This is a genomic window from Gemmata sp. (genome assembly GCF_051859125.1).
GTDB lineage: Bacteria > Planctomycetota > Planctomycetia > Gemmatales > Gemmataceae > Gemmata.
Genome location: NZ_JBHYGG010000024.1, coordinates 68848 through 80082 on the forward strand (window position 1 = coordinate 68848; position 11235 = coordinate 80082).

Here is an 11235-nt window from a genome sequence, read left to right on the forward strand (position 1 = left end):
CGACCTCCTGCGGTAAGTTCTACCACACCCGTTCGTCCCCAACCTGTAAAGCCCGGCCGCTCGCACTGCCGGGCCGTGAGACCGAAGCATGCCCACGCCCCGCGGATCGGTCGTCGTCACCGGTGCGTCGAGCGGCATCGGCCGCGCGTGCGCCCTCTCCCTCGACGGGGCCGGGTACCGCGTGTTCGCCACGGTCCGCAAGCCGGCCGACGCCGCCGCGCTGACGGCCGCCGCGTCCCCGAACCTGGTGCCCGTGCTGCTGGACGTCACCGACGGGGCGTCGGTCGCCACGGCCGCACGCACGGTGGGGGCCGCCGTCGGAGCCGCGGGCCTCGCGGGGCTGGTCAACAACGCGGGGTACGGCGTGCCCGGGCCGATCGAATTGGTCGCGGCCGCCGACCTGCGGCGGCAGCTCGAAGTGAACGTCGTCGGGCAGGTGGTCGTCACGCAGGCGTTCCTGCCCCTGGTCCGGATGGCGAGGGGCCGCATCGTCAACATCGGCTCGGTGGGCGGGAAGGTCACGATCCCGTTCGGCGGGGCGCTGTGCGCGTCGAAGTACGCGATCGAGGCGGTCACGGACGCGCTGCGGATGGAACTGCACCCGTGGGGGATTCACGTCGTGCTGGTCGCGCCCGCGGGCATCGCAACGCCGGCCGTGGACGCGCTCCAGCGCGACGGCGAGGCGGCGATCGCGGCGTACCCGCCCGAGGGCCTGCGGCGGTACGAGGCGACGTTCCGCACGTTCCTCCAGCGGGCGGTCGCGAAGGAGAAGAAGGGGAGCCCGCCGGCGGTGGTGGCGCGTGCGCTGCTGACGGCGCTCACGGCCCGCTCGCCGAAGGCCCGCTACCCGGTGGGGGCCGACGCGGTTCCGCTGACGTGGCTCCCGTGGCTCCTCCCGCCGCGCTGGCTCGACCGGCTCCGCTTCAAGATGTTCGGGCTCCCGCCGCGATTCGGCGGGGCCGCGGATTGACGGCGGGGTGATGCTCGGTTCACCCGCCAGAGAGTTCGGCGCGGTACACTGAACGGTCAGTAGAGGGTGTAATGTTCAATCTGTGGATTGGATGGCCTCGGTGGGCGCGAGCCGCGATCGCTTTGGCCGTCTTGGTGTACCCAGGGTGCCTCTTGATCCAAGGGGTCATTTGGCCATGGGGCTGGGCCGTTGGGGGCACGCTGCTCGTGCTCGCCCTTCCTCGCCCGCTTGGTCCGCGGCCCGTGAGGGAGAGCCGCTGGTACCCCCGCGATACTCCAGAGAATCGCGACCTCATGTGACCCGAAGTTGTGACGCTCCCGAGGCATACTCTTCCAATCCGGCCGGCAAGCGCACGCAGACGGTCGCGACGGGCGGGACTCTCTTCTCCGACGGTCAACGCCGCGCTAAGAGATCTGTGCGGTATTGAGCGGAACCGGATCACGCCTTCCCCAACACCAGATCCACCACCCAACACTCGCGGACGTGCGGCCCCGGCCCGCGGCAGTGCGCAAGGATATCGGCCACGTCGCATCCGGCGTCTTGGTACGCGTCGGCTGAACGCCTGACGGGCTCAGATCTGTGAGCGTGACGGGGGTCCGTCTGCGAGCGGAGCACGCCCGCGAGATCCTGCACCTCTACCGCACGACCTGCCCCGACCGCCCCGCGCTGATGCGGCGGTTCGGCGTCTCCTGGTCCAGCATCAACCGAAGCGTCACGGGCTCTACGTGTGGCCGCGCCCCGGCCGCGAGAGACACCCCGCCTGCGCGAGCCCTCGTAGCCCGGAACGCCAGGCGCGAGTGTGTGGTGATCCGGACGGGTTAAACGACCCGGCCGGTCCATTCGCGAGAAATCTAACACCGCAAAGCCAAAATCGTTAAATCTTGATCAACTGGCAGCCCGATCCCTACGGGCTGTACCTATACTGCACGTTCACCGATATTGTCGGTCCAGAAGGGTCTTCGGATGCGATCCTCGGTCAAATCACAGCCCATCGTTTCCGGTCCAAGGGCGGAGTATCTCCCATCCGGTCTCGGGGACCTTTCCAACAACCAGACGGCTCTCCCCCGTATCGCGAAGGACGAGAAGCTCACCGACCAGATCGACGGGATCGTATCGCGACTCCCAACCACGCACCATCTGCACTTGGGCGACGCCCGCGAGATGCCCGAACTGAAATCTGAGAGCGTCCACCTGGTCGTCACGTCGCCGCCCTACTGGACGCTAAAGGAGTACAACAAGTCCCCTGGTCAGATGGGATACATCAAGGAGTACGAGAACTTCCTCAATGAACTCGACAGCGTTTGGAAGCGGTGCTTCGACGCGCTGGTGCCCGGCGGCCGGGTTATCTGTGTAGTCGGCGACGTTTGCCTGTCACGCCGGAAGAACAAAGGCCGGCACACAGTCGTCCCGCTTCACGCGTCCATCCAGGAGCGGTGCCGGGCCATCGGGTACGACAATCTCACCCCGATTATCTGGCACAAGATTTCGAACGCCCAGCACGAAGCAGAAGGGAACGGGGCCCCATTCCTCGGCAAGCCGTATGAGCCGAACTCTGTCATCAAGAACGACATCGAGTTCATCCTCATGCAGCGGAAACCGGGCGGTTACCGGGCACCGGACCTTGCCACCCGCATACTGAGCATTATCCCGGCCAAGTGCCACGGGGAGTGGTTCCAGCAGATCTGGTACGGGCTGACCGGGGCGTCGACCAAGCATCACCCGGCACCGTACCCGCTCGAACTGGCCGCTCGCCTCGTCCGGATGTTCTCATTCGTCGGCGACACTGTGCTCGACCCGTTTAGCGGGACCGGCACCACCACCCTCGCCGCCGCCAACTGCGGCCGGAACAGCGTCGGGTACGAGATCGACCCGGACTACCTGAAGCTCGCCGAGAAGCGGATCCGATCGAAAACATCCTCGCAGTCCTCGATGCTGAACCTTACGGTGCACGGGTAGGCGGCCACCCGGAGGGGGACGCGGCTGGTATTGAAGTCTGAGGTGGAGGTACCGATCCGGGGATCATTGAGCAAAGGTCGGGTCACGTTCCCGGGGCAGGGGTGGCGGGCGGTACGAATGGAACCGCGGGCTCCCGCCGCCGGAGTTCGGCCAGAAGTGCGGAGACGAACGACACGCCCTTCGACTCAGTGCTTTGCAGATCGACGACCCGGTCTCCGACCGGCCTCGCGGTGTCGAACCGGATGAACCAGAAGCCCTCGATCAGGCCCTGGTTCCAGAGCGGGGCCTTACGGATGGCAATGGTCCGGATTGCTTCCTCCAAGAACTGCGACCACGACCGCCCGTCCTCCTTCCGAAGGCCGTCCTCGTCGACGTTGAACAGCATCACGTAGCCCGTGACGAGCTCCGGAGACATCTGCTGGGCGTTTGCCACCTCGCCCATCAGGTCGTCGATCCGGTTCGGGACGGTCCCACTAGCGTTCGCCCAGATGGACTTCAGGGACACGAGGAGGCGCGGCTTCCCGGCAAAGTCGTACGCAACGTCCCAGTCTTTCCGCCTAGCCAGACCGGGAATCCGGAGTTCGGCCGTGCTCCCGCCCCTGGTATCAGGGAGTCCGAGGGCGGCAAATAGCCGGACGAGATAATCCGCGAGGGGTTGGAGCCGGTTAGAGTTGTTCTTGTGCTTCCCGACAATCTCGTCGATTGCTCTCTCGATGTCATGCATCCCGATGCCCAGGGGCTAGCGTTCACCCACGCCAGGGGGCGGGGCTTTAAGGTCCAGTCGGGGTATGATCGGGCGCCGCGGCCTCAGCGCCAAGGTGGGGGCTCAGCCAACCGGATTAAACGTCAAACACGGCATTCCGGCCCTGTCCCGTTCTTTACACCCGCACGAAGGACGCGCTCCTACGTTGTCCTGCTGGTAGAATTGCCTTCATTCGAGACGCTAGAACGCTTGTGAGCTCGCTGCGTGGCCGCGGGCGGAGGAGCAGGCATGGCGGACACAGGCAACAGGCACCGCGATATCGAGGAGTCCGAAGAGCAGCTCGACCAGGAGCCGGACGCCCCCGTTCAGTTTTGGGAGGCGAAGCAGCGTGAGTTGGTGACCAGCATGGTCGACTACAACCTCGCGACGCTCACCGACTTGATCACCACCAAGGCGATCGACCTCAATCCCCGTTACCAGCGCCGTTTTCGGTGGGACGGGGCCCGCCAGTCGAAGTTGATCGAGTCGTTCTTGATGAACGTACCAGTCCCGCCGATCTTCCTGAACGAGGACAAATACGGCAAGTACTCGGTCATCGACGGGAAGCAGCGGCTGATGGCCATCTGGTCCTTCATGCGGGGGCGACTCGAGCTTACCGGCCTAGAGATCTTCGGGGACTGCAACGGGCAGTCCTTTGACGACCTTCACCCGGATCTGCAGTCTGTTATCAAGTTGCGGCCGACGCTCCGGGCAATCATCATCCTCCGTCAGTCCGACCCCGACGTGAAGCTGGAGGTTTTCCAACGGTTGAACACGGGCGGGGTGAAGTTGAACGCCCAGGAGATCCGCAACAGCGCTTACCCTGGCCCCCTGAACGACAAGATACTGGACCTCTCCGAGCTCCCTGCCTTCCACAAACTTCTCGGCATCAAGCGTAAGGAGGAGTCTGTCATCTACCAGGAAATGCGGGACGCCGAGTTGGTTCTGCGGTACTTCACGTTCATGGACTCCTGGGAAACGTTCTCAAGCCGCGTCAGGAGCTGCCTGGACCACTTCCTGCTCGACAACCAGCGAATGGCGAAGAAGAAGATCGAGCAGTTGGAGGCGGAATTCCTCAACGCGATCGAGGCCGTCGAGGCGGCCTTCGGCGAGTACGCATTCCGCCGCTATCTGCCTGGGAAGGACCAGTGGCGCCGTCAGGTGCTCGCTGCTCTGTATGATGCCCAGATGCTCGCCTGCCACGGGCTTGACCCCGACGACCTCCGGCCGCGCCGCTCGAAAATTATCACACGGATGAAGCGGCTGTTCAATGACGCCAGCTTCCAGTCAGCCATTTCCGCCGGGACGAACACCCCGACCTTGTTTCAGTACAGGGTACGGATGATGAAGGAACTGATCACCACGGTGATTTCGGAGTAACGCCCATGGCAAAGGCCAAGCCGAAGTCCCGCGCTTTGACCGACTTTGAGTCGTCGATCGCGTCCGCCGAGGAGTTGCTGATCATAGAGCGTACCGTCCCCAACCCGCCAAGGAAAGCCGACCAGACGAAGGTGAGCGGTCTCCGTGGCGGTGCTGCTGTGCTCATGGTCGCCAGCTTCGAGGCATTCCTTAAGGCGACGGTCATCGAGCACCTGACCGAGCTGACGGTGCACCCGCCCCCCGTCCCTTTCGCGTCGCTGCCGTCGAACATGCGGGTCAACAGTGTGTACCTCTTGCTCGAAACAGCGATGAAGGGGCACCCGCATCAGCCGAAGAAAGATCGGGCTGATCGCCTGCTGGACATAAAGGCCGCGTGCACGATCGTCACCGCCGAGAAGATCGACCCTCAGGTCCTTTGCTCAACCAAGAGTAACCCGTCGGCTAGCACCGTGACGGAGTTGTTCAACGGGCTAGGGGTGAAAGACGTGCTCAATGCCGTACATGCTCGGTTCATGACCAAGTGGGGGAAGCCCGAGGCGGCCACGTTCATCCGGGACAAACTTGACGAGATCGTGCAACGACGGCACCGGGTCGCCCACACAGGGCAAGCACTCGACATCACCCGGCAACAGCTCAACGAATCGGTGAAGTTCCTGACGGTGCTCGCCGCTGTGCTGGACCGCCACCTCAGAGCTCACGTCGACTCCCTCTACCCGCCGTGAGCCCGCCCATCACGTCTGGAGGCTTGCGATGACAGCGGACACCATTCTGGCCATCGACCCGGGGCGACACAAGAGGGGGCGCGTCACACCCGGTAGCAGGCGCCCCCTTGGTCTCCGGCGGTGAGCAGCTGATGGGCTCAGATCTCTGAGCCCGACCGTGAGGGCGCATTCGAGTGCCACGGCCGGCTCTCTCACAATTCGTCGACGGTGACCGGACCGAACACCGAGCCCGGCGCCGCCACCACCTCCCCGAGCAGGGCCCGCCCTTACCCCCCTGCAGTAGTCGCAGAAGTACAGCCCGCCCGGCTCGGCCTGCAGGGTAGCCTGCGGGTTCTTGCCCGCGGACGTTCCGACCCACAGGTCGAACCCGGGCTGCGGCGGGGTGGCCGCCCGGATCGTGGGCGGCGAACCGCAGACTTGTACTCGATCCCCGTGGCCTTCACCGAAGGTGGTACTGGTAGAAGACCCAGGACAACGCGGCCGGGTACGCCGCCGCGGGGAACCCCGGGCAGCGGTCCCGCGCCTCGCCGGCCCAGTCGTGGACCGCCGGGAACCGCGCGGCCCGCACGTCCGTCCGTCGCAGGAGCGACCGGGCATCCCGCGACACTAACTCGACGGCGACGTCGAACAGGGCCAGCCCCTTTTGCAGTGCGCTCGCGTGCTGCCGGTCGGTGAACCCCGGCCGCCGGCGCAGGGCCGCACGAGCCCTCACCTCAGACCCGTACCCACCGTGCGTCCGGAAGTACCAGGCGACTTCCCAGGCGGCGTCGAGCAACTCCCCCGGTGTGCATCGGACCGAGTCTCCCCGATGGGCCGCTCGCACGCAAACGGGGTGAGCGTGGGTCTGTGGACCGTCGGAGGAAAGACCGAACTACAGCAGGGCTTCCCCCCGAGTCCAACCTGCCAGCCTCCCCGCCCTGCGGCAGAGCGACGTGGACGACACGTCGGCCGCTCCGGTAGCTCGCGCAGCCGGGCGCCGGGTTGACCAAAAGCGTCCGGCGTTTGTCGCGCGCACGTCGGGTCGGCGTCGGGCGGGAGGGGCGCCGACAGCGTCTCGGGTACTGTACCCCTGGCAGCCGCACTCCCGGGTCTCCGACGGCCCTGGTGGGCGGGCTCAGAGATCTGAGCCCGCCCACCAGGGCGTCTGCGTGGAAACCGCGCATCGTCATGCTTCAGGTCGGGCGGTCAGCCCGACTCAGGATCCCCGTCGTTGGTCGAGTCGGTTCGCCACGGGAGCGAGTCGGGGTCTTGTGCGTATCCCGCGACGAGGCCCGGCGCGCCGGCCAGAGACTCGATCTGCTCTGCGACCCACGCCTGGACGGCCGGGCACCCCGCGATGTTCAGGTGTTGCAACCCCCGCCCGGGGGCCCCGCGGATCGCGGGTTGACAACATGCCACTTGGTTCGTCGATGCTTGCAAGCGCATCGGCATGAGCAATTCTCACATGTTGGCCAGGTATGTCCGACCATCCGCCGACAGTGCCGTATCGTCTACATTCAGTAACCGATGGTTTCCGCCGAAGTTATAAGACCAATGCACGGCTTCAACTATCCGATCATCCCCCTTGATGCCATGCATCTGCTTCATTAGCGCTGCTGTCACATCGTCTCCTCCTGAAACGCCGATCATTCCGAACGACCCCAACACCAGTCGCTTTGAACCATGTTGATCCGCCCACGCCGCGAGTGGCGCATAGACATTGGCGTAGGAATCCGGGTCTCCCGAGAAGTAGTGGAAGCGCAACTCGTCAACGGGGGCATGGCAGGCATCAAGAAACTTCTGGGCATAGTCGGTGAGTACCGACCCGTGGATGGAGTTGGCGAAGGTGAAACCGGCTGGAGACACCTTTGCGGAAGTACTTCCGCTCTTGATCGCCTCAACAAACCTCTCGTAGACGCGCGCGTATTCGTCTGCGGGCAGAAGAAGATCGGGCTCATCCCCGAAAAAGAACAGCGACGAGGGCAGTTGCAATGCTGCGTTCTTCGCAGCAGTTTCACTGAATGTCAAGGTGCGATGACCGGCCCTCGCGCCAGCCATCTGAAAATGGTAGTTGTTGAAATCGTCTGTACGCAGCTTGGTCGCAGTGACCAGCAACCCATCTGTATCGACTGTCTTGTCCAGCGAAATGAGCACACCGTCGGAACCGTCTTCGGGGTTATTTAGAGCCACTTCTCGGACCAATCGCCAGTCATTTGGCCCAGCAGAGTAATGGATCTGGATCTTCTGTGGGAACCCGTTGGCTTTGCCTCCGACACGGCGCGGCGTCAGTTCAAGGAAATTCACGCGCTGTTTGGAAAACCAGAACGCGAACCATTCAGCATGGTTCTCAGAGCTATGGCCTACGCTAGACCAAGCAGTTTTCTGGTTTTGGTCGATAATGTTTTTTGCGTCGAAACCAGGTCGGAACGAGACGGTGCTCGAAACACCCACCTCGTGTCCGGTGAAGAACGTTTCCAAATCGCCAAAACCGAGGTACTGGCGTCGCTGCTGGCTCGTGACCTCGAAGAACTGCAGACGGATCCCGAGGTCACTTGGAGCACCATGTGCCCATGCCGCAAACTTTGACATTGTCGGATTCCCTCTTGTGACAGAACTCGGAATTGGTTTATGCCCGATTTCCGTATTAGTTTGCTTCGGGAGCAATCGAGTCACTGTTTTACCGTCCCGCGATTCCCAACAGTAGAAGTCGATTCGATGAACAATTCAAGACGAATTTGAATATTTTGATTTTATTTATTAGCAGAACGATGGACATACGTGCTAGTTTGCCTCGGCAGGGGCGAGTCCGATGCGGCCCGGTCCAGCCTACTGCGGACTCCCCCTGCCCCGGCCCGAGATATGGGTGTAGACCATCCTCGTCTTTACGCTGTGGTACCCCGGCAACTCCCTGTGCACCGTCCGGATGTCGTACCCGTCCTCCAGCAGGTGGGTCGCAAACGCGTGCCCCACCGTGTGCGGGGTCGCCGGGCGGGTGGCGGCAGTGGCTCAAGAGGTCGGCAATGTCGCACCGGAGAAGCGGCGAAGGGCCGGCTCGAACACTTGCTGGGGAGGTGCAAGCCGTAGACCGTCGGAGGAGAGACCGACCGGCGGGTGGGCCGCACTCTCACTCGCAACGGTCGCAGGGCGTTACCGCCCTCGCGTCGTACCAGGTGGCGGGGCAACACCTCGGTCTCCGACGGTCCGTGCCTGGCCGGATCAGAGATCTGAGCCCGCTCTCCGGAGAGCCGCGGCCGCGCCGGGCAACCCCCACTCACACGGGTTCAGACCGTGCGGGCCATGTAGTGGGCCTGCGGACCGTACGACTTCCGGACCACCTCAGCCCCCGGCTCGCCGCGGGGTACGCGGGCAAACCCCGCCCGCTCCCAGTACCCCTCCGCGCCCGGCACCGCCACCAGCGCGACGGTCGCGAGGTGGCACCGCGCGGCGCGAGCGAGGGCCAACGCCACGAGCCGCCCCGCCACGCCCTTGCCGCGGGAGCCAGGGGCTACCGCGACGTCGTGGATGAAGTAGCAGTCGGGCTCGGCCGCCCGCTCGCCCAGGGGGGCATGCAAGCCGGGCGGGTCCGCGAAGCACGCGGGGTGCGAGAGCAGGTACCCGACCAGCCGCCCCTCGGCCTCGCACGCCCAGCAGCCGCCCGGGTCGCGGGCCAGCTTATCCGCGAGGACCGCGACGTTCTCGCGGAAGGGCGGGCGGTACGCCACCTGCTGGATGGCGTCGACCGCCGCCAAGTCGCCCGGGGTCAGCTGCCGGATCGTTTCGGCCATGGCGAACGCTCGCGTGTGGGGACCCGTGACACGTGCCGGCCGCCAGCCCCTCCCACCCCGCCAACACCGTCGGGCTGAGCGGCCCCTGCTGGAAGGTGCTCACGCCGGCCAGCGGACCTCCGGCAGGCACTCGACCGCCGGCCGCGCGAACAGGTACCCCTGGAAGTACCGGACCCCCAGGTCCCGGAGCGCCGACAGCTCGCCGGCCGCCTCGACCCCCTCGGCCACCACGCCGATGTTCAGGTCGCGGCACGTCGCCATGACCCCGTGGACGATCGCCCGCCGCCGGCGGCACCCGTCGACCCCGCGGACGAGGGCCATGTCGAGCTTGACCAGGTCCGGGCTCAGGTCGGCCAGCAGGTTCAGCCCGGCGTACCCGGCCCCGAAGTCGTCGATCGCCACCCGCAGGCCCAGGGCCTGGCACTCCCGCACCACGTCCCGGACCCGTGCGACGTCCGCCACCCGCTCGCCCTCGGTCAGCTCGAACACCAGCCGCTCCGCCGGGAAGGCGTAGTGCCGCGCCGCGCGGACGGTGGTCCGCAGGCACGTCTCGGCCTCGTAGAGGGCGTTGGGCAGGAAGTTCACGGAGAGGCCGGGTGCGCCCAGCCGCCCGGCGAGGGCGACGGCGGTGATCCGGCAGACCTGGTCGAAGGCGTACCGCCCGGCGGCCGGGACGCGGTCCAGGACCTCCCGGGCCCCCCTCCCCGTTCCGCCCCCGGACCAGTGCCTCGTAGGCGTAGACCTCGCGGCGGTCGGCGTCGACGATCGGCTGGAACGCCATGGTGATCTCGACGCGGGGCCCGCCCCCGTGCCGGCGAAGGTCGAACGGTTCGGAGCGGGCGGGGTTCGGGATCGGCATGGACGTGCCCTGTCTGGCCGCGGAGGTGCCCCCAGCGGGTTGCATGGCGCGGGCCGCTCACCGCAGCCGGGACGGGAACAGGCCGGGGAGTTGGCTCCGGGCGCCGACTTTCCGGACACCGCGTGCGGGTCCGCCTCACGTTTGCTGCCAGCTCTCATCTGTGAGATCGTGCGCTCCACAGCGCGGGCCTATGAGCCTGCAAGTGTCGATTCGTCGGCCGACCTCTTGGTCCCCGACGGTCGGTGCCGCCTCGCCCGGGCTCAGAGATCTGAGTCGGAGGGGGCCGGTGCGCGAGCGGGGTCGACGGCTCACGACTTCTCGAGCACCAGATCGACCACCCAGCACCCGCGGACGTGCGGGCCAGGAACCCGGCAGTGCCCAAGGATGTCATCGCTCTCGCACCCGGAGTCCTGCAGGGCGTCGGCCAGGATCGGGAACAGGTCGGACGCCTGATCCCGGTACATCGTCTCGGCAAGGGCTACGGCGGTCGGCGTCCGCCACGACCGGCAGGCTTCGGTCGGGCGAAGGGGTAGCGAAAGATGTCCCTGGGGACGGCGCCGTCGTATTCGGCCGGCCGGAAGCAGGAAAGCGGGAGGGTCCCATCGCCCGACCCGTTCGACCGTCTCGACGACTACGAGGTGGTGCTGGCTTGGCAGTCCCTGGCGACAATCGGTTCCAGGCCCGTGAGGAGCGGACCGATCGAGGGCAACGCGGCCAAGATCGGCGTGCGGCGGTGAGCCGGCAAAAAGGTGGAGCCCGCGACCGAGGTTACGGGCTCCCGTTGAAGCTGCACTTTCCGCAACCTCAGGTGCTTACATCGCGGTGGTCAGATGTCACCACCA

The 11235-nt window shown here is 65.7% G+C and carries 11 protein-coding genes; 4 read left to right on the top strand and 7 right to left on the bottom strand.

What is annotated here, in order from left to right; all coding sequences use genetic code 11:
• Positions 1-88 precede the first annotated feature (88 nt).
• Both ACTIGN_RS03850 and ACTIGN_RS03855 read left to right on the top strand, forming a co-directional pair.
• Positions 89-970 (top strand): SDR family NAD(P)-dependent oxidoreductase, encoded by an 882-nt coding sequence (locus tag ACTIGN_RS03850; RefSeq protein ID WP_439621480.1) that lies wholly within the window; start codon positions 89-91, stop codon positions 968-970.
• A 963-nt stretch (positions 971-1933) separates the two neighbouring features.
• Positions 1934-2926 (top strand): DNA-methyltransferase, encoded by a 993-nt coding sequence (locus tag ACTIGN_RS03855; protein ID WP_439621481.1) that lies wholly within the window; start codon positions 1934-1936, stop codon positions 2924-2926.
• 82 nt (positions 2927-3008) lie between these two features.
• Here the strand turns inward: ACTIGN_RS03855 and ACTIGN_RS03860 are convergent, their stop codons facing one another.
• Positions 3009-3650 carry a hypothetical protein gene (locus ACTIGN_RS03860; RefSeq protein ID WP_439621482.1) on the bottom strand — a complete coding sequence of 214 codons (642 nt, stop codon included), beginning with the start codon at positions 3648-3650 and terminating at the stop codon, positions 3009-3011.
• A gap of 267 nt (positions 3651-3917) precedes the next feature.
• On the opposite strand from ACTIGN_RS03860, the gene ACTIGN_RS03865 reads away from it, so the two are divergent.
• Positions 3918-5048 (top strand): DUF262 domain-containing protein, encoded by a 1131-nt coding sequence (locus tag ACTIGN_RS03865; RefSeq protein WP_439621483.1) that lies wholly within the window; start codon positions 3918-3920, stop codon positions 5046-5048.
• A 5-nt stretch (positions 5049-5053) separates the two neighbouring features.
• On the top strand, positions 5054-5770 hold the full coding sequence (locus tag ACTIGN_RS03870; RefSeq protein WP_439621484.1) for a HEPN domain-containing protein: 717 nt from the start codon (positions 5054-5056) through the stop codon (positions 5768-5770).
• Between the two features lie 439 nt (positions 5771-6209).
• On the opposite strand, the gene ACTIGN_RS03875 is transcribed toward ACTIGN_RS03870, so the two are convergent.
• From ACTIGN_RS03875 to ACTIGN_RS03900, 6 genes are all read right to left on the bottom strand, one after another.
• Complete coding sequence (locus ACTIGN_RS03875; protein ID WP_439621485.1) at positions 6210-6482, bottom strand: hypothetical protein; 273 nt, start codon at positions 6480-6482, stop codon at positions 6210-6212.
• 728 nt (positions 6483-7210) lie between these two features.
• The gene (locus tag ACTIGN_RS03880; protein WP_439621486.1) at positions 7211-8338 is read right to left on the bottom strand and encodes a discoidin domain-containing protein; all 1128 of its coding nucleotides are present in this window, start codon (positions 8336-8338) and stop codon (positions 7211-7213) included.
• 237 nt (positions 8339-8575) lie between these two features.
• Positions 8576-8719, bottom strand: coding sequence for a hypothetical protein (locus ACTIGN_RS03885; protein ID WP_439621487.1), 144 nt, complete (start codon positions 8717-8719; stop codon positions 8576-8578).
• Between the two features lie 311 nt (positions 8720-9030).
• A complete protein-coding gene (locus tag ACTIGN_RS03890) occupies positions 9031-9534 on the bottom strand; it encodes a GNAT family N-acetyltransferase (protein WP_439621488.1) in 504 nt (167 codons plus the stop codon).
• A 99-nt stretch (positions 9535-9633) separates the two neighbouring features.
• Positions 9634-10551 carry an EAL domain-containing protein gene (locus ACTIGN_RS03895; protein ID WP_439621490.1) on the bottom strand — a complete coding sequence of 306 codons (918 nt, stop codon included), beginning with the start codon at positions 10549-10551 and terminating at the stop codon, positions 9634-9636.
• Between the two features lie 150 nt (positions 10552-10701).
• A complete protein-coding gene (locus ACTIGN_RS03900; RefSeq protein ID WP_439621489.1) occupies positions 10702-10857 on the bottom strand; it encodes a hypothetical protein in 156 nt (51 codons plus the stop codon).
• Positions 10858-11235: the final 378 nt, after the last annotated feature.

Coding starts and splice junctions, on each gene's coding strand:
- ACTIGN_RS03850 (WP_439621480.1), top strand. CDS start 89: ATGCCCACGCCCCGCGGATCGGTCGTCGTCACCGGTGCGTCGAGCGGC.
- ACTIGN_RS03855 (WP_439621481.1), top strand. CDS start 1,934: ATGCGATCCTCGGTCAAATCACAGCCCATCGTTTCCGGTCCAAGGGCG.
- ACTIGN_RS03860 (WP_439621482.1), bottom strand. CDS start 3,650: ATGCATGACATCGAGAGAGCAATCGACGAGATTGTCGGGAAGCACAAG.
- ACTIGN_RS03865 (WP_439621483.1), top strand. CDS start 3,918: ATGGCGGACACAGGCAACAGGCACCGCGATATCGAGGAGTCCGAAGAG.
- ACTIGN_RS03870 (WP_439621484.1), top strand. CDS start 5,054: ATGGCAAAGGCCAAGCCGAAGTCCCGCGCTTTGACCGACTTTGAGTCG.
- ACTIGN_RS03880 (WP_439621486.1), bottom strand. CDS start 8,338: ATGTCAAAGTTTGCGGCATGGGCACATGGTGCTCCAAGTGACCTCGGG.
- ACTIGN_RS03890 (WP_439621488.1), bottom strand. CDS start 9,534: ATGGCCGAAACGATCCGGCAGCTGACCCCGGGCGACTTGGCGGCGGTC.
- ACTIGN_RS03895 (WP_439621490.1), bottom strand. CDS start 10,551: ATGAGAGCTGGCAGCAAACGTGAGGCGGACCCGCACGCGGTGTCCGGA.
- ACTIGN_RS03900 (WP_439621489.1), bottom strand. CDS start 10,857: ATGTACCGGGATCAGGCGTCCGACCTGTTCCCGATCCTGGCCGACGCC.